Source organism: Caproicibacter fermentans (assembly GCF_009746625.1).
Taxonomy (GTDB): Bacteria; Bacillota; Clostridia; order Oscillospirales; family Acutalibacteraceae; genus Caproicibacter; species Caproicibacter fermentans.
On sequence record NZ_VWXL01000069.1, the window covers coordinates 1 to 21,852 of the forward strand.

General features: G+C 53.6%; 22 protein-coding genes and 1 pseudogene. 15 read left to right on the top strand and 8 right to left on the bottom strand.

What is annotated here, in order from left to right; genetic code table 11:
• Positions 1–188 precede the first annotated feature (188 nt).
• The 8 genes and pseudogenes from CAFE_RS11990 to CAFE_RS12025 form a co-directional block, all read left to right on the top strand.
• A pseudogene (locus CAFE_RS11990) lies at positions 189–524 on the top strand (molybdopterin-binding protein); the annotation flags it as partial.
• A gap of 18 nt (positions 525–542) precedes the next feature.
• Positions 543–1,031 carry a cyclic pyranopterin monophosphate synthase MoaC gene (moaC, locus tag CAFE_RS11995; protein WP_066643929.1) on the top strand — a complete coding sequence of 163 codons (489 nt, stop codon included), beginning with the start codon at positions 543–545 and terminating at the stop codon, positions 1,029–1,031.
• Positions 1,028–1,999 (top strand): GTP 3',8-cyclase MoaA, encoded by a 972-nt coding sequence (moaA, locus tag CAFE_RS12000; RefSeq protein WP_156990788.1) that lies wholly within the window; start codon positions 1,028–1,030, stop codon positions 1,997–1,999. The genes moaC and moaA overlap by 4 nt, the downstream gene beginning before the upstream one ends.
• Positions 2,000–2,002: 3 nt before the next feature.
• Positions 2,003–2,935: an MOSC domain-containing protein gene (locus CAFE_RS12005; protein ID WP_156990789.1), complete on the top strand. Its 933-nt coding sequence runs from the start codon at positions 2,003–2,005 to the stop codon at positions 2,933–2,935.
• A gap of 68 nt (positions 2,936–3,003) precedes the next feature.
• Positions 3,004–3,873: a molybdate ABC transporter substrate-binding protein gene (gene modA / locus CAFE_RS12010; RefSeq protein WP_156990790.1), complete on the top strand. Its 870-nt coding sequence runs from the start codon at positions 3,004–3,006 to the stop codon at positions 3,871–3,873.
• Between the two features lie 64 nt (positions 3,874–3,937).
• Positions 3,938–4,606, top strand: a complete 669-nt coding sequence (gene modB / locus CAFE_RS12015; RefSeq protein WP_066643925.1) for a molybdate ABC transporter permease subunit — start codon at positions 3,938–3,940, stop codon at positions 4,604–4,606.
• Complete coding sequence (locus CAFE_RS12020; protein ID WP_156990791.1) at positions 4,607–5,647, top strand: sulfate/molybdate ABC transporter ATP-binding protein; 1,041 nt, start codon at positions 4,607–4,609, stop codon at positions 5,645–5,647.
• A 13-nt stretch (positions 5,648–5,660) separates the two neighbouring features.
• The gene (locus CAFE_RS12025) at positions 5,661–6,638 is read left to right on the top strand and encodes an XdhC family protein (RefSeq protein ID WP_156990792.1); all 978 of its coding nucleotides are present in this window, start codon (positions 5,661–5,663) and stop codon (positions 6,636–6,638) included.
• A gap of 226 nt (positions 6,639–6,864) precedes the next feature.
• On the opposite strand, the gene CAFE_RS12030 is transcribed toward CAFE_RS12025, so the two are convergent.
• The 7 genes from CAFE_RS12030 to CAFE_RS12060 form a co-directional block, all read right to left on the bottom strand.
• Complete coding sequence (locus tag CAFE_RS12030) at positions 6,865–8,343, bottom strand: alpha-N-arabinofuranosidase (RefSeq protein WP_156990793.1); 1,479 nt, start codon at positions 8,341–8,343, stop codon at positions 6,865–6,867.
• Positions 8,344–8,364: 21 nt separating this feature from the next.
• A complete protein-coding gene (locus CAFE_RS12035; protein WP_156990794.1) occupies positions 8,365–9,210 on the bottom strand; it encodes a carbohydrate ABC transporter permease in 846 nt (281 codons plus the stop codon).
• Between the two features lie 11 nt (positions 9,211–9,221).
• Complete coding sequence (locus CAFE_RS12040) at positions 9,222–10,091, bottom strand: carbohydrate ABC transporter permease (RefSeq protein WP_066643920.1); 870 nt, start codon at positions 10,089–10,091, stop codon at positions 9,222–9,224.
• Positions 10,092–10,168: 77 nt separating this feature from the next.
• Positions 10,169–11,509: an extracellular solute-binding protein gene (locus CAFE_RS12045; RefSeq protein ID WP_156990795.1), complete on the bottom strand. Its 1,341-nt coding sequence runs from the start codon at positions 11,507–11,509 to the stop codon at positions 10,169–10,171.
• A gap of 195 nt (positions 11,510–11,704) precedes the next feature.
• Positions 11,705–13,294: a response regulator gene (locus CAFE_RS12050; protein WP_156990796.1), complete on the bottom strand. Its 1,590-nt coding sequence runs from the start codon at positions 13,292–13,294 to the stop codon at positions 11,705–11,707.
• 1 nt (position 13,295) lies between these two features.
• The gene (locus CAFE_RS12055; protein ID WP_156990797.1) at positions 13,296–15,080 is read right to left on the bottom strand and encodes a sensor histidine kinase; all 1,785 of its coding nucleotides are present in this window, start codon (positions 15,078–15,080) and stop codon (positions 13,296–13,298) included.
• A 203-nt stretch (positions 15,081–15,283) separates the two neighbouring features.
• Complete coding sequence (locus CAFE_RS12060; RefSeq protein ID WP_066643917.1) at positions 15,284–15,490, bottom strand: hypothetical protein; 207 nt, start codon at positions 15,488–15,490, stop codon at positions 15,284–15,286.
• A gap of 286 nt (positions 15,491–15,776) precedes the next feature.
• Between CAFE_RS12060 and CAFE_RS12065 the strand changes: the two genes are divergently transcribed.
• The 5 genes from CAFE_RS12065 to ligD all read left to right on the top strand — a co-directional run bounded on the left by CAFE_RS12065 (position 15,777) and on the right by ligD (position 20,638).
• Positions 15,777–16,088 (top strand): ArsR/SmtB family transcription factor, encoded by a 312-nt coding sequence (locus CAFE_RS12065; RefSeq protein WP_066643916.1) that lies wholly within the window; start codon positions 15,777–15,779, stop codon positions 16,086–16,088.
• A gap of 86 nt (positions 16,089–16,174) precedes the next feature.
• The gene (locus tag CAFE_RS12070) at positions 16,175–17,188 is read left to right on the top strand and encodes a permease (protein ID WP_156990798.1); all 1,014 of its coding nucleotides are present in this window, start codon (positions 16,175–16,177) and stop codon (positions 17,186–17,188) included.
• Between the two features lie 31 nt (positions 17,189–17,219).
• Complete coding sequence (locus tag CAFE_RS12075) at positions 17,220–17,570, top strand: thioredoxin family protein (protein WP_156990799.1); 351 nt, start codon at positions 17,220–17,222, stop codon at positions 17,568–17,570.
• 52 nt (positions 17,571–17,622) lie between these two features.
• Positions 17,623–18,021 (top strand): arsenate reductase ArsC, encoded by a 399-nt coding sequence (locus CAFE_RS12080; protein WP_156990800.1) that lies wholly within the window; start codon positions 17,623–17,625, stop codon positions 18,019–18,021.
• Between the two features lie 160 nt (positions 18,022–18,181).
• Positions 18,182–20,638 carry a DNA ligase D gene (gene ligD / locus CAFE_RS12085; RefSeq protein ID WP_156990801.1) on the top strand — a complete coding sequence of 819 codons (2,457 nt, stop codon included), beginning with the start codon at positions 18,182–18,184 and terminating at the stop codon, positions 20,636–20,638.
• Positions 20,639–20,720: 82 nt separating this feature from the next.
• Here the strand turns inward: ligD and CAFE_RS12090 are convergent, their stop codons facing one another.
• A complete protein-coding gene (locus CAFE_RS12090; protein ID WP_066643911.1) occupies positions 20,721–20,978 on the bottom strand; it encodes a YkuS family protein in 258 nt (85 codons plus the stop codon).
• Between the two features lie 338 nt (positions 20,979–21,316).
• On the opposite strand from CAFE_RS12090, the gene CAFE_RS12095 reads away from it, so the two are divergent.
• Both CAFE_RS12095 and CAFE_RS12100 read left to right on the top strand, forming a co-directional pair.
• On the top strand, positions 21,317–21,601 hold the full coding sequence (locus CAFE_RS12095) for an ArsR/SmtB family transcription factor (RefSeq protein WP_407926871.1): 285 nt from the start codon (positions 21,317–21,319) through the stop codon (positions 21,599–21,601).
• 23 nt (positions 21,602–21,624) lie between these two features.
• Positions 21,625–21,843, top strand: a complete 219-nt coding sequence (locus CAFE_RS12100; protein WP_066643909.1) for a cation transporter — start codon at positions 21,625–21,627, stop codon at positions 21,841–21,843.
• The last annotated feature ends 9 nt before the right edge of the window (positions 21,844–21,852 follow it).

A 21,852-nucleotide genomic window follows, 5' to 3' on the forward strand; every position in this document is an offset into this window, starting at 1 on the left:
CTCTATATGCTGGCAATGGCAGGTCGAAGTTTCAGTGAGACCTGACAAGGGAGAAGTGCGCCCATTTCCGCAAAAGTGGAAATAAATTCAGGAGTATAGCGTCGAAATTCGACGTAATCATTCAGTTTGGAACGCCTCTTGAATCCCTTTTCGCTGAATTCCTCTTCCTGCGCCATTTGTTCAGAGGTTCCCTAATATTATGCACCGGCGGCATGAGCGTGGACCCGGATGACAAAACGCCGCTCGCTATTAAAAACAGCGGCGCGAAGGTCGTCAGCTACGGCGCGCCGGTGCTGCCGGGGGCCATGTTCCTTGCGGCGTACATGCCGGACGGTCGGCCTGTGTGCGGCCTGCCGGGCTGCGTCATGTACGCGAGAAGAACCGTATTCGACCTTGTCCTGCCCCGCCTGCTCGCGGATGTGCCCGTTACGGCGGACTGGCTGGCGGGTCTTGGAAACGGCGGACTGTGCCTGAACTGCGAGGAGTGCCGTTACCCGAACTGCAGCTTCGGCAAAGGAACCTGAAACGGAGGGCGAAAAGACATGGATTTTACACATATTGATTCAGGCGGGAATGCGGTAATGGTGGATGTTAGCGGAAAGACCGCGACGAAGCGGCGGGCCGTGGCGGCGGGACGCATCCGCATGAGCGGGGAGTGCTTTTTGGCCGTTCGGAACGGAACGGCCAAAAAAGGTAATGTTCTGGGCGTAGCGCAGGTGGCCGGCATTATGGCCGCGAAGCGCACAGCCGACCTGATTCCGCTGTGCCACCGGCTCAACCTGACCAACTGCCGGGTGGAGTTCACCCTGCATCCGGAAAGCAGTGAAATCGAGGCGGTATGCACCGTCTTCTGCGAAGGTCGGACAGGCGTGGAGATGGAGGCGCTTACCGGCGTAAGTGTTTCCCTGCTCACCGTCTACGACATGTGCAAAGCCGTTGACAAGCGGATGGAAATGGGAAATATTCATCTGGTGGAGAAGCACGGCGGCAAAAGCGGAGAGTTTTATTTTGGAAACGAGGAGCGCCCATGACGGACCGGCTCGGGAGAACCATCGATTATATGCGGGTTTCCGTTACCGACCGGTGCAACCTGCGCTGCAAATACTGTATGCCGCACGGCGTCCGGCTGGCGCGGCACCGCGATCTGCTTACCTATGAGGAGCTGCTGCGCGTATGCCGTACGGCGGTCGGGCTGGGGATTGTAAAATATAAGCTGACGGGCGGCGAACCGCTGCTGCGGCGCGGTTTCCCGGAGTTTGCCGCGCGTGTCAAGGGGTTGAACGGCGTGGAACAAGTGACCCTGACCACAAACGGACTGCTGCTTGCCCCGCAGCTGGACGCGCTTTGCAGTGCGGGACTGGATGGCGTCAACATCAGTCTGGACACCCTGCGCAATGAGGAATACAGCGCCGTTACCGGAACGGACGGCGTCTGTGCGGATGCCGCTCGGCAGGCAGTCGAGCTCTGTGTTCGTCGGGGGATGCGGGTAAAGGTGAATGCGGTTCTGCTGGCGGAGACCTGCGCGGACATCGTGCCGTTGGCCGCTCTGGCACGGCAGATGCCGGTGGACGTCCGGTTTATCGAGCCGATGCCGATCGGCGAAGGCGCGGCGGTGAAAGGAATTTCAGCGGAGATTGCCCTGAGCCTTTTGCGCCGTCAATGGCCGGATCTTTCCCCCACGGAAGAAAAACGGGTCAACGGTCCGGCGCGGTATTATGCCAGCCGGGAGCTGACGGGGCGTATCGGCTTTATCAACGCGGTCAGCCATTGCTTCTGCGCAAGCTGCAACCGGGTGCGCTTGACAAGCACCGGGCTGCTCAAGCCCTGCCTTTGTTACGATACGGCGGAGGACCTCAGGGCGCTGCTGCGCGGCGGAGCTTCCGACGAAGAACTGGAAGCCGCTGTCCGGAGGACGATTGAAAAGAAACCGCGGGCTCACTGCTTCAGCCGTGCGCAGTATGTCACCGAGCACCGGAGCATGAGCCAGATTGGAGGATAAAAGATGGGAAAGGTACTCGCGGTATGTATCAGCGAAAAACGGGGTATTCAGAAACAGAATGTCGGGACCGGCATTTTTTCTCCCGATTGGGGAATCGAGGGCGACGCCCATGGCGGGCACTGGCACCGACAGGTCAGCCTGCTGAGCGCGGACAGGATTGAAGCTTTTAACCGGCAGGGCGCGGGGGTAATCCCCGGGGCTTTCGGGGAGAACCTCGTGGTTGAGGGATTTGACTTCAGCTCTCTGCCTGTGGGCACGCTGCTGCGCTGTGGCGGCGTGCTGCTGGAAATTACCCAGATCGGGAAAGAGTGCCACAAGCACTGTGCGATCTATCAAAAAACGGGACACTGCATCATGCCCCGGGAGGGCGTGTTCGCGCGCGTGCTGGAGCCGGGATCCATCTCCCAGGGAGATGAAATGACGGTCGAGGAGCGCCGGGCTCCCCTGCCCTGGCAGGCGGCGGTGATCACTCTGTCGGACAGGGGGGCGCGCGGAGAAAGGGAGGACAAAAGCGGTCCCGCTATTGCGGGGAGACTGCGGGATGCCGGCTACGAAGTCGTGGAAACACTGCTGCTGGCCGACGAAGCCGAGCCGCTCCGCCGGCAGCTGGTTCGTCTGTGCGACCAGCGCCGGCTGGATCTTATTCTCACAACCGGCGGCACGGGCTTTGCGCCGCGCGACGTTACTCCGGAGGCGACGTTGGCGGCAGCGCAGCGCAGCGCGCCGGGAATTTCCGAGGCAATCCGGGCGGCTTCCCTGAAGATCACGCCGCGGGCTATGCTTTCCCGGGGGGTATCGGTGATCCGGGGCAAAACGATCATTATCAACCTTCCCGGCAGCCCCAGGGCCTGTCAGGAGAGCATGGACGTTTTTTTGGATACGATTCCCCACGCGATGGAGCTTCTGCGCGGCACGGCAGGCGACTGCGCCCGCTGAAGGACAGGAACAAACGTGTAAAACCGCGTTTGAATTAATTTTGCGAACAGCAAAAAGGAGAGTGGCATATGAAAAAGATCTGTTCCCTGGTGATGGCGATGGTCATCGCGCTTAATACGACTGCCTGCGGCGGTTCCGCCGGTTCAAACGCATCCTCCGCAGAAAGCGTTTCCCCATCCTCGTCCTCCGCGCCCGCGGCGGAAAAAGTGGAGCTGGTCGTGTTTGCGGCCGCGTCCATGACCGAAACTTTGACGAAAATAGGCGAACAATATCAGAAAGCCGAGCCGAACGTCAAGCTGACCTTTAACTTTGATTCCTCCGGCACCTTGAAAACACAGATTCAGGAGGGGGCAGGCTGCGATCTGTTTATTTCCGCCGGGCAGAAACAGATGAACCAGCTGGATATCACGGCGGATAAGACCGTAAATACAGAAGGCCTTGATATGATCTCGAAAGGCAGCCGCATCAATCTTCTGGAAAATAAGGTGACTCTCTGTGTGCCAAAGGGAAATCCGAAAAAAATTAACAGCTTTGACGAGCTGGCCAAGAAGCTTTCCTCCGGCGGCGTGCTGATGAGCATGGGTAACAGCGACGTGCCCGTGGGTCAGTACACGCAGAAAATCCTTTCGTATTACAAGCTGGACGAAAAAGCGCTGGCAAAATCGGGTTCCATTACTTACGGTTCAAATGTAAAGGATGTTACCACCCAGATTATCGAAGGCAGCGTGGACTGCGGCGTGGTATACTGTACGGACGCCTTCAGCGCGGGGCTGACTCCGGTGGACTATGCGACCGCCGAAATGTGCGGACAGGTCATTTACCCCGCCGCCGTTCTGAAAGCTTCCAAACATGCGGACGCGGCGAAGGCGTTTTTAGATTATCTGACCACAGACGAAGCCATGACCGTATTTAAAGCCGTAGGGTTTTCAAAAGCGTAAAACAAGGCGTACGGGTTACTAACGGAAGCATCGCTTCTGTCCGTAACCCTGAAAGGAGGGGACTATGGACTGGTATCCTTTATGGAACTCGCTGCGTATCGCTGCCGTCAGCTGTGTGCTGGTGTTTTTTTTCGGCGTTTTTGCCGCCTATTACATCGCCCGTCTGCCCCGCGCGGTCAAGGGAATTCTGGATGTGCTGCTCACTCTGCCCATGGTGCTGCCGCCGACTGTCTGCGGGTATTTTCTGCTGCTTTTATTCGGTGTGAAACGTCCGCTGGGCGTATTTCTCTCGCAGTTTGGCATCCGGTTTGTCATGACCTGGTACGGAGGCATCCTTGCCGCCGCCATCGTCGCCTTTCCGCTGATGTACCGAACCGCCCGGGGCGCGTTTGAAAGCTTTGACGAAACGCTTGCCTGCGCGGGTAAAACCCTTGGGCTGTCCAATTTTTATATTTTCTGGCGGGTGCGCATGCCGAACTGCCGTCAGGGAATTCTGGCCGGAACGGTGCTGGCCTTTGCCCGAGCCCTGGGCGAATACGGCGCCACCAGCATGCTGATCGGATATACGCCGGGGAAAACAGCCACCATTTCGACTACGGTTTACCAGCTCTGGCGTACCGACGACAACGCCGGGGCCATGCGCTGGGTTCTGGTCAACCTGGCTATTTCCACCGTCGTGCTGCTTGCGGTGAATCTGCTGGAACAAAAAAACAAAAAGGTGGTGCGCCGCTGAATGCTTCAGGTGGATATTCAAAAAAATATCGGCTCCTTTTCCCTGTGCTCCCGGTTTGAAGCCGACGGCGGAATCATGGGAATATTGGGGGAATCGGGCTGCGGAAAAAGCATGACACTGCGCTGTATCGCAGGAATCGAGCGTCCGGACCGGGGCCGAATTTTACTGGACGGCGAGCCTCTGTTTGACAGCGAAAGGGGAATCGATCTTCCTCCCCAGAAGCGTCGGGTGGGGTATCTCTTTCAAAGCTATGCTCTTTTTCCGAATATGACCGTGCGCCAAAATATTTTATGCGGCCTGAAGAACGAAAAAGCGAAAGCCAAACGGAATGAGATTTACGGGCAGACCCTGACGCAGCTGGAATTAAACGGACTGGAGGACCGCCGCCCCGAGCAGCTGTCCGGCGGCCAGGCCCAGCGGGCGGCGCTTGCCCGCATCCTTGTCAGCAGGCCGAGACTTCTGATGCTGGACGAACCGTTTTCGGCGCTGGACAGCCATTTGCGGGTTCAGCTTCAGATGCGGATGCTGGAGCTGCTGCGTGAGCTGGGGGGACCGGTGCTTCTTGTGACACACAGTCGTGACGAGGCATATCATCTTTGCGGACGGATCGGGGTGATGGGCAACGGCGTCTTTCTGACCTGCAAAGAAACGAAGGAGCTGTTTGCCAACCCTGAAAACCGGCAGGCGGCGGTGCTTACCGGCTGTAAGAATATCACCGGGGCCCGCAAGACGGGAGAATTTGAGCTGGAGGCGCCTGGCTGGGGTGTCCGGCTGAAGACGGCCCTGCCGGTGCGGGACGATGCGTGCGCCGTGGGAATCCGGGCCCATTATTTCCATCCACGGTCGTCCGGAAACCGTTTCCCGGTCCGGTTTACCGGTCAAATGGAGGAGCCCTTTGAAAGTATCCTCAGCTTTCACTACGAGGGGCAGGCGGCGGGTACGCCGGACCTCTGGTGGCGCGTCCCGAAAGGGAAAATATCATCGCCCCTGCCCGCCGAATTGGGCGTTGCCCCGGCCAACGTATTCCCACTTTATCAATAAAGGAGAAATAAAAATGGAAAAGCTGCTTCAAATTTTATCGGAACGGCAAAGCACCGGATTGAAAAGCATGCTGGTTACCGTGGCCGACAGTACCGCGCATGTGCCGCGTCATGCCGGGTCCTATATGCTGGTGGGCGAAGAGGGACGGCTGTACGGTACTATCGGCGGGGGACTGCTGGAATACCGGTGTATCCAGCTGGCAAAAGATATGCTGACGGTCTGCGAAAGCGGACTGCGGAAGTTCCGCCTCGCGCCCAATGAGATCGCGGATCTGGGAATGACTTGCGGCGGCGACATGGAGGTGCTGTTTACCCTTTGGCCTGACGAAGAACTCTACGCCGCCGTCTGCGCCCGGCTCGTCGGACTGCTGAGCAGGCATAGGGAATGCTGGTGGGCGCTGCCGCTGGACGGTTCGGTTCCCTTCGCGTTCGAAAAACGTCCCGAAGAATTTACGCACGGCCAGATCCGGGGGCGGGCCGCCGAGGGTGGAAAGCCGTGCTTTGTGGAAAGGCTCAATACCTCAGCGCGCGTCTGCATTTTCGGCGGCGGCCATCTGGCGCAGGAATTGGTTCCGCTTCTGGTGCATTTGGGCTTTCGCTGCGTGGTCACAGACGATCGACCGGAATTTTCGGCAAAAGAGCTTTTCCCCGGTGCGGAAGAAGTGCTTACAGCGGATTATTCACACCTTGCGGACAGCGGCATTATTTTGCAAGAGCAGGACTGTGTCTGCATTATGACAAGAGGGCATCTGGGTGATACCGACTGCGAGCGCTTCGCCCTGAAAAGTCAGGCTTCCTATATCGGTGTCGTCGGCAGCGCGTGCAAAGTGGCGGCCGTACGTGAAAAACTGCTGAAGGAGGGATACTCGCACGCCGAACTCGATCGGGTGAACAGCCCCATCGGAATTGACATTCACAGCGAAACCCCCGCCGAAATCGCCGTCAGTATCGCGGCCCAACTGATCGAGCATCGCGCCAAATTTATCATTTGAGAGCAATTTGTGCCTGAATTGCTTTTGGCCTGAACGGGGTGTATCTTTTCGGATATCTGGCCTTTGCGGGGATCCCGCGCCTTATCTGAAAACGGACACGGGCGCCGGCGCGCCGTGATTTCTTTGTTCCCCGGAAATTTCGCAAAAAAAGACTCTCCGCCTTTTTTGAGGCGGAGTCTTATTTTACTGTATGATTGCGAAATGCGCATGGGTATGTAGGAAAGATTTAGCATGCCGTTTTAATTCTCACAACGCTGCAGGGCGGGATTTCAGCCGTTATCTCTCCCTTTTTCACAGTCAAACGGTCAAACGCCCTGATCTTCACGGTATCCGGAGAAGCAAAGCTGTTATAAGCATGACTGTCATCCGTCAGGATCGAAGCGGTAACGCGGCCCGCTTCCCAACCTAAAATCCGGCATTCCGCCAAATCGGTTTCGTCCAGTGAAGTGTTGACAATAGTCAGGTTCAGCTCGCCGGCCTCATTACGGGACGCCGAAACGCTTATCTGAGGAATCAGGGCTCCCTGCGTGCCCACTTCCTTCGTCTGCACGTCGGAATCAATCAGCGCCGCATCCTGATGGGCCTGAAAGAGATCATAGATACAGTATGTTGGCGTGAGCACCATTTTCTTTCCCTCGGTGAGAATGACGGATTGCAGTACGTTGACCATTTGGGCAATGTTCGCCATGCGTACACGGTCGCTGTGGCGGTTGAATATATTCAGCGTCAAAGCGGCCACCAGCGCGTCCCGCATGGAATTCTGCTGGAACAGGAATTGCGGATTCGCGCCCGGTTCGGCGTCGTACCAGGTGCCCCATTCGTCCACAATCAGCGCGACCCGGTGACTCGGATCGTAGCGATCCATGATCTGCGTATGCTTTTCAATGAGCCGCTCCATTTTCAGAGCTTTTTTCAGCGTCGTGTAATATTCGGCCTCGGTAAAATCCAGGGCGCTCCCCTTCACATTGTTGAAGTCTCCGGGGACCGTGTAGTAATGAAGGGCGATAGCGTCCATGTAAGGCCCGGCCAGCTTCATGACCGTGTCCGTCCAACGGTAATCCTCTTCATTCGGACCACTGGCTATTTTAAAGAGCTTGTTGCCGCCAAAATCCTTCAGGTACGTCTGATACCGGCGGAACAGATCCGAGTAGTATTCCGGGCGCATATTGCCTCCGCCGCCCCAGCTTTCGTTGCCGATTCCGAAAAACTTTACCTTCCAGGGCTGTTCCCTGCCGTTTCGCATGCGCAGCCGGGTCAGGGGGGACCGGCCCGGAAAGGTGAGGTATTCTACCCATTCGCTCATTTCCCGAACCGTTCCGGAACCCAGATTGCCGTTGATATACGGCTCGCAGCCTACTTGACGGCAAAGCTCCAGGAATTCGTGCGTGCCGAAGGAGTTATCCTCCACAAGCCCGCCCCAGTTGCTGTTAACCATCTTTTTCCGTTTTCTTTTTGGCCCGATGCCGTCCTTCCAGTGGTACTCGTCCGCAAAGCAGCCTCCCGGCCATCTCAGCACGGGAACACGGATGTGCCGCAGCGCCTCCACCACATCGGTCCGGATCCCGTTTACGTTTGCGATTTCAGACTCCTCTCCGACATAGATCCCCCCGTAGATGCAATGTCCGAGGTGCTCGGAAAAGTGCCCGTAGATGTTTTTGCTGATTTTGTTTAACAAATGTTCCGCGTGAACGATAATTCGGCTCATAGCTTCAGCTCCCAATCGTTTTCAACCTTTGACGGCTCCGGCAATCAGGCTTTCCTGAACCTGGCTGCTGCACAGCAGATAGATGATAATCGTCGGAATCGTCGCCACCATCAGTCCGGCCCCGATGACGCCCCATTGCGTGATATACGTTCCAACCATCGACATCATCCCGACGGTCAGCGTCTGATAACTCTGATTGTTGATAAACGTCACGGCGAACATCAGCTCGTTCCACGATGACAGATAGGTGAAGATTGCGACCGTAGCAAGCGCGGACCGGATCTGGGGCACAATGATATAAAAATAGGTTCTATAAATACCGCAGCCGTCTATCACGGCGGCCTCTTCCAGCTCAAGCGGTATCCCTTTGAAAAAGCTGCCCAATATAAACACCGCCATGGGAAGCGCGAACGCGGAGTACGGAAGGATCAGCGAGGCGTAGGTATTCAGCAGCTTCAAATTTTTCAAAACCATAAACAGGGGAAGCAGGGCCGCGTGAATCGGCACCATCATGCCAACCAGAATCAGGGTCATGGTAAATTTGCTGAGCTTCCAGTTCATCCTGGTGATCGCATAGGCTGCCATGGATGAGAGAAATAAAACCAGAACAATGGTGACGGTGGTCACAAAGGCACTGTTCAGAAAAAACTTAATTACGTTTCCCTGATTTAAAGCGACCGCATAGTTTTGCCAGCGGAATGTGCTCGGCAGCCCCGCGACATTGCCGCTGAAAATTTCACTGTTGTCTTTCAGGGAAAAGAATACGAGCCAAATCAGCGGATAGATTTGCGTGACCGCCACAAAAATCAAAAAGATTTGAAGAAGAACTTTTCCGACGGATCCGGATGCCCGCTTCGTTGTATCCATGCTATCACTTCTCATTCCGTTTTAAAGAATTTATTAATCAGTAAGGTAAAGGCCAGACACTCCACAATGATAAACACCGAAAAAGCGCTTCCGTAACCGTAGCGGTAGGTATCGAAAATCGTCGTATACATCAGAGTGCTTGGTACCTCGGTCGTAAAGAACGGCCCCCCGTTGGTCAGGACATAAACCAAATCGAATACTTTTAATGCGCCGATCATGGAAAAAACCAGACAGACCTTGAGAATCGGCTTCATCAGCGGGATGGTGACGGAGAACGCAATGCGCGCGGACGACGCGCCGTCTATCCTGGCGGCTTCATAGATGTCTTTGGAAATGGACTTGGCCCCCGCGTACATCAGCAGCATGTGGTAACCGACATACTGCCACAGCGTCGGGACAAAGGAAGCCGCCAGCGCCGTACTTGTCTGGCCCAGCCAGTCCTGCGCAAGGTATCCCAGCCCCACCGATTTCAGCAGGGTGTTCAAAAGGCCGTAATCGGCGTTGTAGATCTTCGACCACAGCTGCGCGATGACCACGGTTGAAATGAGAACCGGAATAAAATACACCGTCCGGTAAAAACCTTCTCCCTTTACTCCGGAGGCAAGGATCAGGGCCAGCAAAAGGGAGATCGGAAGCTGTATGAAAATGGAGGCGCCGGCAAACAAAAGGGAATTTTTCATAGCGTTCAGCGCGCGTGTGCTTGTAAACATTTCTACGTAGTTCTTCAAACCGATAAAGGCGCCTCTGCCGACTCCGTTCCAGTCCAAAAGGCTGTAGTAGCTCGAGACCACAATCGGGACGAATACAATGATAAAAAACAGGGCAAGAGTTGGTATGACAAAAATGCAAATTGCTTTTTTGTTTGATAAAACAGAATTCATAAAACAGTTCTCCTACAAAAGAAGTGGTCCAGGTATTTAATTACCAAGACCACATCTTTACAAGTTTTGTAAGATTGTCAGAACGTCAGTTCCGTCGCCTTAAGCTGAGCCATTTGTTTGCAGAAGTCTTCCGGGGTAATTTTGCTTGCCAGAAGTTCCGCTATCAGGTTTTTGTGGATCTCTGCGGATTCTGCGGGAAGGATATTGTCCCACCATGTGATGAAGGAGGTTCCCGTGTCGAGCAGCTTCGCATCCGTCTTGTCAAGAGTCGAAAGCTTGGAGGTATCCAGGGAATCCGTGTTCCAGCAGGGCAGTCCAGCGCCCGCAAGGTAGCCCTTGGAGCCCAGTTCCTCACTCAGGTATGTTAAAAATTCGGCAGCCTCTTTCGGATTTTTAGTGCTGCTGTTAATATAGAAGCCATCCTGCCCGCCGCCGTAGAATTCGCTTGCCTTGCCCTTGCCGTCCGTAAAAACGGGGAAAATGACAACCTCGACATTGCCCTTTGTTTTTGAAGAGTCATCTTCAATGCCGGCATTTACCCAGTTGGCTTGGAACAGCATCGCCGCGTTGCCCGCGTTGAACGCGGCCAGCATCTCGTCGTAGCTCATGCTGAACATGCTGCTGTTGAACATTCCGGCTTTGGCCAGCTTCTGCATTTTGTTGGCCGCCTCTATGAAATCAGGGGAGTTGAACTTGGCGGGATCCTTAAACGCCGCGATGCACGCATCGTTTCCGGCCTGGCGCATCGCCATGATATCAAACCAGTACATGCCCGGCCAACGGTCTTTTTCGCCGATAACCGCCGGGGTGATGTTGGCTGCCTTGAGCTTTGTGACCGCCTCAAGAAGCTCGTCAAATGTCGTGGGCACCTTTGCTCCCGCTTTTTTGAACAGCGCCGTGTTGACATAGAGGTTGGCAAGGTGCGTATAACAGGGCAGCGTATAAATTTTACCGTTTACCTGACAGCCACTCAGCATACCGCTGCGCATTTTCGACTTGGTTTCATCGGAAACGTACTGATCCAGAACAAGGACGTTTCCGGCTTGAATATAGGGCTGCATAAAACTGCCGCCGCCCATTCCGTAGAACACGTCCGGCGCCTCGTTTGCCGCCAATGCGGTTTTTATTTTCGTCTTATACTGCTCTCCGGTCGTACCGGTGCGCTCCACCTGAATATTGGGATGATCCTTATTCCACTGGCTTACCACTTCGGGAAGAATTTTCGCCGTCGGATCAGTCTCGCCAACGGACTGGTCCCACAGTGCCAGCTTGATTTCACCGTCTCCTCCCGCAGCTGCCGAACCTGCCGCCGGACCGGATGCGGCCGTCTGGCTGGATCCGCCGGAGCAGGCGGCCGTGCTGCATAAGATGCCCAGTGCCAAAACAACACCGGCAGTTTTTCCGATAATCCCTTTCATACTCTGCCTCCTTGTAATTGCCTGCGTGTAGCGGAAACCTTTGACGGTTCGCCGGCTGCAGGCGGTGCGTTTCCTAATGCTGCTCCTCAAGATACACCTCCCCGGGAGCTTTTTTCATCATTCTGGAATCCGATATCATTTTATAAGAACCGAAACTGTAAATCCATTCAAAAAAAACGCACAATATTTCAAAATTCAGGCATTGCATTTTGTGCCCTTTCGATATTCGTTGACTGATTTACCGGTTTTTTTCTTAAATAGGATGCAAAAATAATGAGGATCGGCGATGCCCACCTCATCGCCGACCTGATAGCCTTTCAGCTCCGTTGTCTTCAGCAGGATTTCCGCTCTTTTAATTCGGATATCCGTCAGGTATTCCACAAAAGTCTGGCCTGTCGCCTTTTTAAAAAGGCGCCCTAGATGTCCGGGACTGACGAAAAAAGCGGCGGCGGTATTGACGAGGCTGAGGTCGGGGCTGGAAAGATTTTTATTCAAAAAATCCTTAACGCGTTCGATCAGATAACCGGCCTTGGTGCTGTTTTTCGCATTGATGGAACCGGAAAGGGCGGCGATGTGAGCTTCCAGCTTCTTTTGAATATCCGGAAGATTGTCGGAAAGCAAAACCGCAGCCAGAGTGTCTTTGTTGAGAGTGTCCCCGCCGTTGATTTTCTGCTCGGCCTCAATGTTTTGGCATTGCGCGATAATGTCCATGGCGGCCAGACGCATCTGACTCACTTCCGAAAACGGGAAGCGCAGAATCTCCTTTAAAACGGCTGCTGCTTTTTCTGCGGCGCCCGCGCTGATATAAAAATGCAGTTCTTCCAGCAATTCCGGGTTCGAACGGTACTGCTGTTCGCCGGACTCCACAACATCCTCGTAGCACACGACCTGATTCTTTCCCACAAATGTTTTATAGTTCAGGGCACGGCACGCTTCCCGATACCCGATAGGGATATCTCTCAGACTGGAATGCCGGTTTCCGACGCCGATGCAGACAAAGCATTTGAGAGAATGAATCAGGTCCTTCTTAAGCAGCTCGCAATCGACGGCAACGTCCCGCCCCCGGACATCCGTTATGACAACGATCTGGTTTTTATTGTCCATAAAAACAACCGACTCCGGACTTCCGCTGAAAAAGGCTTCCACCCTTTTCCGGCCGTCCATGCTCAATAAAAGATTCTGTTCCTGCGTCTGTTCCGGAGTGGTCAACGAGAGTTCCAGAACCGCAATCCGCAGAAGATTTCCCTCTGTGAACGGAAGGTTGAAAAACGACTGCTCTTCCAGAATTTCGCTGGCAGATAGACGCTGCAGGATCCATCTGTTCAGAAACTTTTCCCTTAAAAAGGGCAGGCTTTGCCGCAGCTCTTCCTTCAGCTTTTCAAATTCCTGTTTTCTGGTTCTTTCTTCCTGAATTTTTTTCTTGAGCCGCTCGGTGACGTTCAGCAGCTCGGCGGCGTGAATCGGCTTCAAAATGAAATCGGCGATGCCTAGTTTAATGCTTCTCCGTGCGAATTCAAATTCATCATGACCCGTTATGATCACGATTTTTATCGCCGGATGCTTTTCCGTGACCATCCGGCTGAATTCAATCCCGTCTATAAACGGCATGCAGATGTCCGTAAAAACAATGTCCGGCCTCAGCGTATCCACCATATTCAGGGCCTCGTGCGCATCTGAGGCTTCACCGACTATGGTCATGTCCTGCTCCTCCCAGTTAATCCTTTTTCTTATCAAATTCCGGATCAAATATTCGTCGTCCACGATCAATACTTTTATCTGCTCCATCTTAACCCTCACCTTTTGGAATTATTATCGTGATTCTGGTCCCTTTTCCCGGTTCACTTTCCAGCTGGACGCAGTCCTGGCTGCCGTAAAAAATTCGGATACGTTCCATCGTTCCCCACAGGCCAAAGCTTTTGCTCCGGCTGCTTTTCTCCTGATTCAGGATCCTGCCGATTTCCTCCCGGGACATTCCGATTCCATTGTCGGCCACACACAGGCACACGGTTTCTCCCGAATCACGGACGGCAATTTTTATAATACCGGATGTTCCCTTCCGCCTGATGCCGTGATACAGGGCATTTTCGACAAGAGGCTGCAAAACGAGCTTCAGAATCGGGTATTTCAGGCAAGAATCCTCTATCTCATACTCCGCCTCAAACAGATCCTGATACCGTACCTTTTGAATGCTGAGATAATTACGCACCATCTCGATCTCTTCTCCGATGGAAATGATATCCCTTCCCTTGCTTACGCTGATGCGGTAATAATTCCCGAGAGATTCGACCAGACCGCATACCTTTTCGCTTTCTCCGGAAAGAGCCAGCGACGAGATGGAGTCCAGCGTGTTATACAGAAAATGAGGCTTGATCTGTGCCTGGAGTGTATTCAATTCCGCTTTTCGGATTGTTTTCTGCTCCTCAATAATTTTATCCAGCAGTTTATGAATCTGCCGTATCATCGCATTGTAGCCGTTGAAGAGCTGCCCGAATTCATAATTTTGCGGCTGCACTTTCACTTCAATAAACCGGCCTTCGTTCACATTTTTCATCGATTGCAAAAGCTGACGGATCGGCGTTATGGTGTTTTCTGAAATAAAAACCGAGCTTACGAAGAAGACAACGCCGTTGATCAGCAGCAGCAAAAACGCGAGCAGAACAAAGGATTTGTTTTCCATACCGGCGGTTCCGTAAGGCATAAGGCTTATGTATTTCCAACCCTGTTCCTCGTCGGAGAGATAAGAGATAATGTATTTCTGCGAGTCCAGATCGAGCACCATACAGCCGGAACCGCCCTGAGAGATCTTCTGTTGAATCCCGTGACCGTTGTTCAAAAGAATATGCTTAAACGACAGGATGCTTGGTATGTCCGCGGTGCTCGGAACAATGGTTTTGTTGTTTTCATCCAGAATGACCACTTGCATGGAATTATCGTTCACCACATTGGAATAAGCCTGCAGGAACGCACTCTCCGGTATGTTGATGACCATGATGCCCAGCGAGCTCATCGTATTTACATCGCGGAGCTGACGGATGAAGGACACGAAATTGCCATTCTGGCTTGAAAACGCTCCGCTGCCGTTCAAACGCAGTATGTATTTCCCCTTTTTTTCGATAGTCTCCCGATACCACGAGGCGTCTTTAATATCCTTTTTATTGAAAGCAGGCGAGATTTGCTTCCCAATGGAAAAACAGTTGCCGGAATTGTCAAAGATATTGACAGAATCGATAATCGGCTCCGCCTGCATCAGATTATAAAAATAATAGCTCACTTTTGATTGTACCTGCAGGTTTGAATAGATATTCCCCTGCCTTAGTAAATTCTGCAAATTATTATCAGAAAGCATCATTTTCGAATAGTTGTCTATATCTTCAATCATGAAGTCAACATTCGTTTTAATGGAGGTAATTGTTTTGACAGTCGCCTGATTTACCCGCTTCTGGGCAGACTCGGAAGAGAGCTTGTTCAGAGCCGTGCTGCTTAAAGTGACGGTGAGAATCAAAATGAAAAAATACGCCAAAGGAATTTTTATAGACAATTTGTTGGGTAATTTAAAAAAATACTTTTTCAAATGAACCCCCCCAAGTTTTATGTCGCACGACAAGAAGCTTCTAGCGTTATTTTCATCCCCGCCGGGGACCTTCCCGACGGAGAAAATTCCTCAATTCATTTCGGCAAAACCGTTGTGATCCATTGATCGGCAGCTCCGGCCGTACGGCTACTTCGCCGTTCGGCTTGTTTTTCCGCCATACGTCCTCGCCGAATTGAAGCAGCTCAACCCGGCTGAATATGGAATCCCGAGGCATGCTCTCTGAGAAAGCGGACTGCCCTCGACAGATCGATCATAGGCTGCCTGTTCAGCGGTCCCTTCATCGACAGGTTGGTGGTGCAGGTAAGCACGAACGTGTGACAGCCTTTCTGGTAGAATTTCATGGCTACAAGCTCCGCCGCGCTCCATAGCTCATAACAGCCCTCTTTCACCCCCGCTCTCCTTCTACATATTTCTACTAAAATTGTCCTCTTGTGAAATAAGTTTTATCCATTTTGCATACACTTTAAAAATTGTAACATTTAAGTTCCTCATTAACAAGATAAATAGCAGGCAATTTATTTCAAAATATGAACATATGGCAGGCCTTGAACGGAAGCCGGCGCCGACGGCGTCCAAGGCGCTCCCGCATCCTTTTATCAAAAATTTTCATATTGACAAAAATTGATATGACGCATATACTATACATATCAAATGTTTTTGATATGAGGTGATTGCTTGGCAACGGTCTATGAAAATCACGCGCGGGTATTCAAGGCGCTCTGCGACGAGAAGCGGCTGAAAATACTGGAGCTGCTCCGCAGCGGGGAAAAATGCGCCTGTGTTTTGCTGGAGCAGCTGGACCTGGGGCAGTCCGGGCTTTCCTATCATATGAAGATTTTAGTCGAATCCGGCATTGTGGAAAGCCGCCAGGAGGGCAAGTGGACGCACTACAAAATCAGTGAAAAAGGCAGTGCTTATGCCGGTGACCTGCTCAGGGAGCTGACAACGCCGAACGCGGCCGCAAAAGAAATCTGCTGCAAAAAATAAAGCCATCCTGAAGCGATGGCTTTTTACAGGCAATACAAATCAAATTTATTTGATTTGATGTTTCATAAAGTGAGGTGGTTCCCGCAATGGAGATATTGAAAACAGTCTGGGATTTTTTCCAGAATCAGATTCTGGGCATGAAATGGCTGGACCGGCTGATCGGCGGCGGGCTCGCGGCAATGGGCCTTGACACATCCACACGGCTGGTCGGCAGCATTGAATTTTTCCTTTACGATGTCATTAAGATTACAATCCTGCTTTGTTTTCTGATTTTCCTGATCAGCTACATTCAAAGCTATTTTCCGCCGGAGCGCAGCAAAAAAATACTCGGGCGGTTTCACGGTGTTTCGGCGAACTGCGTTTCGGCGCTTTTGGGCACGGTGACGCCGTTCTGTTCCTGCTCCTCCATTCCGCTGTTCATCGGCTTCACCTCCGCCGGGCTTCCGGTCGGCGTGACCTTCTCGTTCCTGATTTCCTCCCCCATGGTGGACCTGGGCTCTCTGCTTTTGCTGATGGGCATCTTCGGCGCAAGGGTGGCGGTCATCTATGTGGCGGTCGGCCTGGTGATCGCGGTCGTCGGCGGCACGATCATTGAGAAGCTTCACATGGAAAAGTACGTGGAAAGCTTTATTATGACGGCGGGCAGCGTGAATATCGAGTCGCCGGACCTGACCAAAAAGGACCGCCTGACTTACGCAAAAGATCAGATGCTGTCCACCTTCAAGAAAGTGTTCCCCTATATTCTCATCGGCGTGGGCATCGGCGCGGTCATTCACAACTGGATTCCGGAGGAATGGGTGTCGCTTGTGCTGGGAAGCAAAAATCCCTTCGGTGTTGTTCTTGCGGCCCTGATCGGCGTTCCGATGTACGCCGACATCTTCGGCACGATTCCGATCGCGGAGGCCCTGCTGTACAAGGGGGCGCAGCTTGGCACGATTCTGGCCTTTATGATGGCCGTGACAACGCTTTCCCTGCCGTCCTTGGTGATGCTGCGCAAAGCGGTGAAACCGAAGCTGCTGGCGCTGTTCATTGCCATCTGCACCGTCGGTATTATCACCGTGGGCTACTTTTTCAACGCGATTCAGGGAATCCTGATCTAAACACATTGAATCATTGAAAGGAGTTTTATTTATGTCATTGTTTAAAAAGAAAGACCGGACGGAAGAAACGCCCTCCTGCGGCTGCGGGGGAAACTGCGGCACGGAAAACACGGCGCAGGCCGCGGGCACGGGCGGCGGGAACGCGAGCGTCAAAATTCTGGGCAGCGGCTGCGCAAAGTGCAACCAGCTGGAAGCGGCGACCAAAGAGGCGCTTCAGCGGCTCGGCATGGATGCGTCGATTGACCACGTGACCGATTTTACCAAGATCGCCGCCTACGGCGTCATGTCCACCCCCGCGCTGGTCGTGGACGGGAAAGTGGTTTCCTTCGGCAAGGTCCTGAAAACCGAAGAGGTCGTGAAAATCCTGCAAAAGGTCCGATAACACCCGATGAGAGTTTCGTTTCGGGCCGTTCATGGAAAGGAACCCTAACAAAATGAGAAAAGTTGCGTTTATCTGTGTTCACAACTCCTGCCGCAGCCAGATTGCCGAGGCGCTGGGCAAGCGGCTTGCGTCCGATGTTTTTGAAAGCTATTCAGCGGGAACGGTGCAAAAAAGCCGCATCAATCCCGACGCCGTCCGGCTGATGAAGCAGCTTTACGGAATCGATATGGAGCAGAACCAGCGCCCGAAGCTGCTCGCGGAGCTGCCCCCCGTGGACGTGGTCGTCACCATGGGCTGCAACGTGGAATGCCCGTATCTGCCGTGCAGGCGGCGCGAGGACTGGGGCCTGCCCGACCCGACCGGCAAGGACGACGCGGAGTTCCTTACCGTCATCCGGACGATCGAAGCAAAAATCGCAGAGCTGGCGGAATCCTTACGACAGGATTCCTAACGCTGCGGAAAATGGGAAAGGACACGGCACTGCGGCCGCGTCCTTTTTTGTTTTCCGCAGCCCGGCCATTCGGCAGCGGATAAACCCCGCGCAGCCGGCTGATAATAGCATCAAGCCTGGAACCCGATTTCAAGGGATTCGCCGGAGGGGTGAATTTAAAATGAGCGCAACGAAACTGGAAGAATACAACCGAAAAAGAAACTTTGAGAAAACGTGGGAACCCGAAGGAAAACCGGTCCCGGCCGGAAAGCGCCTGAAATTCGTCGTTCAGCATCACCTTGCCCGAAAGGACCACTACGACTTCCGCCTGGAATGGGACGGAGCTCTCTTAAGCTGGGCGGTTCCCAAGGGGCCGTCTAGGAACGTTCGCGACAAGAGGCTCGCCATACGGGTGGAGGACCACCCGCTGGAGTACCGGAACTTTGAAGGAACCATCCCCAAAGGCCAGTACGGCGGCGGAACCGTGATGCTCTGGGACGAAGGCTTCTGGGAACCGCTGTCGGAGGTCGCGGAGGGCCTTCGCGCCGGTTCCCTGAAATTTGTTCTGAAAGGAAAACGCCTTCAGGGGAAATGGGCTCTGGTCCGCTTGAAAGCGAAAGCCGGCAAAGAGGAAGACAACTGGCTCCTGATCAAAGAAAAAGACGGGTACGCGAAAGATACCGACGGTATTTCCGGTTTCGTCACAAGCGTCCGAACAGGGCGCTCCATGGAGGAAATCGAAGCGGGAAAAGAAGAAAAGATCACGCGGAACCCCTTTCAAAGCGCCGACGCGCAGCTTGCAAAGCTCGTTGCGGCAGTTCCCGAGGGTGAGGACTGGCTGTACGAAATCAAATACGACGGATACAGAATTCTGGCGTACGCGGAGGGCGGCGCCGTCCGTCTCGTCACCAGGAACGGCAACGACTACACAGAGCGGTTTCAGGAGGTTGCGGATTCCATCGCCGCCTGGTCAGGCGGCAGGGCAATGGTACTGGACGGAGAAATGACGGTCGCGGATTCGCGTGGCAGGACGGATTTTCAGGCACTGCAAAGCTACCTGAAAAACCCGGGAGACAAGCAGCTCACCTATCTCGTCTTTGATGTTCTGGCGCTGGACGGCGAGGATTTGAGAGAGCTCCCCCTGACCGACCGCAAGAATACGCTGGAAGCCCTTTTGAACGACGCGCCGAAAAACCTCCGCTACAGCCGGCATGTCGAAGGCAACGGGAAAAAAAGCCTGCTTGCGGCCTGCAAGTTAAATCTGGAAGGAATCGTGGGAAAAAAACCCGGCTCCGTCTACAGCGGGACAAGAAACGGCGACTGGATCAAGCTCAAATGTGAAAAGCGGCAGGAATTCGTCATCGGGGGATATACGCGGTCTGAAAAAAGGCTCGGCGGGATCAGCTCGCTTCTTCTCGGCGTCTACGAAGGAAAAGATCTGGTTTACGCGGGACGCGCCGGAACGGGGTTGAGCGAAAAAAGCATGAGAGAGCTAGAAGAAAAATTCGAGCCGATCAAACGGGAATCGCCGCCGTTCCGGCAGGCGCCGAAGACGAAGAAAAATGAAACCGTCACCTGGCTGCAGCCGGAAACGGTCGCGGAGATTCGATTTGCCGAGTGGACGGAAGAGCATCTGTTAAGGCAGGCAAGCTTCAAGGGCCTGCGGTCGGACAAAAACCCCGAGGAGGTCAGAATGGAAGAGCCGAATTCCGAAAAAGACAAGAGCGCGGAGGGGCCGAAGACACCGGCGCCCTCCGGCGCGGCAAAATCGTCATCCGACGGCGGTGCCGCGGTTATGGGCGTCAGGATCAGTAATCCGGAAAAGGTTCTGTTCGAGGATTCCGGAATCACCAAAGCGGACGTCGCCCGGTATTACGCGGCGGTGTCGGAGCGCATGCTGCCCTACGCCGCAAACAGGATTCTCAGCATCGTGCGCTGCCCCAAGGGAATTTCCGCGGCCTGCTTTTTTAAAAAACACCCCGGCCCGGGCAGCAAGGGAGTCGTAACCATTCCGGTTCAAACCGGAAGCGGAGAGACGGAGGATTATTTTTATCTTGAAAACGCCGCCGGCCTGATTTCAGAGGCGCAGATGGGCACGCTGGAATTTCACATTTGGGGAAGCCGGGTCGAAAACATTGAAAAGCCCGACCTGATGGTATTCGATCTGGACCCGGACGAGGGAATGGAGCTGGCAGGGGTGCGGCGGGGCGTGCGGGACATCAAAAGCGTACTGGACCAGCTTTCGCTGACCTCGTTTCTCAAAACCAGCGGGGGCAAGGGTTACCACGTCGTCGTCCCTTTCCAGCCCTCCGTCGGTTGGGATGCCTTTCATGATTTTGCAAAACGCACCGCGGAGCTGATGGAACAAAAATGGCCGGATCGTTACACGAGCAATATCAGAAAAGAAAAGCGGAAAGGCCGGATTTTCATCGACTGGATTCGAAACGGCAGAGGGGCCACCAGCATTGCCCCCTACTCCATCCGGGCGAGAGCGGGGGCTTCCGTCTCCATGCCGATTGCCTGGAAAGAGCTCGACACGGTCGCCCCCAACGGAATCCATATGGCGGAAGCCCTGAAACGCATCAAAGAAGAAGACCCCTGGGATGGCTTTTTCCGGCTCAATCAGCGCCTGAAATAATCGGAAAGCCGGCGCAGGCGCACACGCCTCGCTTCTGCAAAAAATCCTGTAGCCCAAACGGTTACAGGATTTTGCTGCGTATTTAACCGCCGGCCTCAATTTTTCCGGCCACTTCCTCCGGCGTCAGCCCGCTCGCGTTGATGACAACCGCTTTCGTCCTGGCCTCCTCATACCCGAGAAAATCGGAATTTTCCCCGGAAAGCACGATCGCGTCGTAATTCCGCAATTTGGAAGCAGACTGCTGTTCGTCCAGATTGATTGATTCCACATGGTACCCTTTTCCGGCCAGGTAGTCCCTGACCGGCGTAAGATCTTTTTGTATTGCGATAGTCCCTTTCATGCAATCACCTCGAATTTATTATTTGTCCCGAAAACAGTTCTATCCATCATTCTCGAACCAGCTTTGAGCCTTCCTTTTCAAAGGCGCTGAACCGATGCCTTGCCGCACAGGAATCAAAAAAGTTGATTCGCCTGATACTCCATTCAATACGAATATAAAGTGGATTCGGAAATATTTTTTTTGCAGCGTTCATGCTCTATTGACATTTTCTGAAAAATCACATAAAATAAACATATGAACAATAGATCATATGATTGGATGTTTGATGCTTTATGACCAACAATGACAAAACAGGCCTTTCTTCTTTGGAATCAGCGCCGAACCGAACCGACATCGAAATGCCGGACGATGAAATCCTTTACGATCTGGCGGATCTGTTTAAAATTTTTGCCGACTCCACGCGCATCAAGATTCTTTACGCGCTGCTGGAATCGGAGCTGTGCGTCTGCGACATCGCGCAGCTGCTCGGCATGAACCAATCCGCCATTTCCCATCAGCTCAGGGTGCTCAAGCAGAGCAAGCTGGTCAAGTACCGCAGGGAGGGCAAGGCGATCCTCTACTCCCTTGCGGACGGCCATGTGCGCGCCATTCTGGATCAGGGCATGGAGCATGTCGGCGAATAAAGAAACAAATGGAGGTTACAACCATGAAAAAGCGAATTAAGCTGACGGATCTTGACTGTGCCGCGTGCGCGGCGAAAATGGAAGAAGCCATCCGCAAAATTCCGGGCGTTAACAGCGCGACCGTCAGTTTTCTGACACAGAAGCTCACGCTGGACGCGGACGAAAGCCGTTTTGACGAAATTGTGAAGCAGGCGGCGGCCGTCTGCAAAAAGATTGAACCGGACTGCAGGCTCAATCCGTAACACACCAAA

What these genes read in the sequence shown, in the direction of transcription:
- moaC (WP_066643929.1), top strand. Translation starts at nt 543, where the DNA reads ATGGATTTTACACATATTGATTCAGGCGGGAATGCGGTAATGGTGGAT.
- moaA (WP_156990788.1), top strand. Translation starts at nt 1,028, where the DNA reads ATGACGGACCGGCTCGGGAGAACCATCGATTATATGCGGGTTTCCGTT.
- CAFE_RS12005 (WP_156990789.1), top strand. Translation starts at nt 2,003, where the DNA reads ATGGGAAAGGTACTCGCGGTATGTATCAGCGAAAAACGGGGTATTCAG.
- modA (WP_156990790.1), top strand. Translation starts at nt 3,004, where the DNA reads ATGAAAAAGATCTGTTCCCTGGTGATGGCGATGGTCATCGCGCTTAAT.
- modB (WP_066643925.1), top strand. Translation starts at nt 3,938, where the DNA reads ATGGACTGGTATCCTTTATGGAACTCGCTGCGTATCGCTGCCGTCAGC.
- CAFE_RS12020 (WP_156990791.1), top strand. Translation starts at nt 4,607, where the DNA reads ATGCTTCAGGTGGATATTCAAAAAAATATCGGCTCCTTTTCCCTGTGC.
- CAFE_RS12025 (WP_156990792.1), top strand. Translation starts at nt 5,661, where the DNA reads ATGGAAAAGCTGCTTCAAATTTTATCGGAACGGCAAAGCACCGGATTG.
- CAFE_RS12030 (WP_156990793.1), bottom strand. Translation starts at nt 8,343, where the DNA reads ATGAGCCGAATTATCGTTCACGCGGAACATTTGTTAAACAAAATCAGC.
- CAFE_RS12035 (WP_156990794.1), bottom strand. Translation starts at nt 9,210, where the DNA reads ATGGATACAACGAAGCGGGCATCCGGATCCGTCGGAAAAGTTCTTCTT.
- CAFE_RS12040 (WP_066643920.1), bottom strand. Translation starts at nt 10,091, where the DNA reads ATGAATTCTGTTTTATCAAACAAAAAAGCAATTTGCATTTTTGTCATA.
- CAFE_RS12045 (WP_156990795.1), bottom strand. Translation starts at nt 11,509, where the DNA reads ATGAAAGGGATTATCGGAAAAACTGCCGGTGTTGTTTTGGCACTGGGC.
- CAFE_RS12050 (WP_156990796.1), bottom strand. Translation starts at nt 13,294, where the DNA reads ATGGAGCAGATAAAAGTATTGATCGTGGACGACGAATATTTGATCCGG.
- CAFE_RS12070 (WP_156990798.1), top strand. Translation starts at nt 16,175, where the DNA reads ATGGAGATATTGAAAACAGTCTGGGATTTTTTCCAGAATCAGATTCTG.
- CAFE_RS12075 (WP_156990799.1), top strand. Translation starts at nt 17,220, where the DNA reads ATGTCATTGTTTAAAAAGAAAGACCGGACGGAAGAAACGCCCTCCTGC.
- CAFE_RS12080 (WP_156990800.1), top strand. Translation starts at nt 17,623, where the DNA reads ATGAGAAAAGTTGCGTTTATCTGTGTTCACAACTCCTGCCGCAGCCAG.
- ligD (WP_156990801.1), top strand. Translation starts at nt 18,182, where the DNA reads ATGAGCGCAACGAAACTGGAAGAATACAACCGAAAAAGAAACTTTGAG.
- CAFE_RS12090 (WP_066643911.1), bottom strand. Translation starts at nt 20,978, where the DNA reads ATGAAAGGGACTATCGCAATACAAAAAGATCTTACGCCGGTCAGGGAC.
- CAFE_RS12095 (WP_407926871.1), top strand. Translation starts at nt 21,317, where the DNA reads ATGCCGGACGATGAAATCCTTTACGATCTGGCGGATCTGTTTAAAATT.
- CAFE_RS12100 (WP_066643909.1), top strand. Translation starts at nt 21,625, where the DNA reads ATGAAAAAGCGAATTAAGCTGACGGATCTTGACTGTGCCGCGTGCGCG.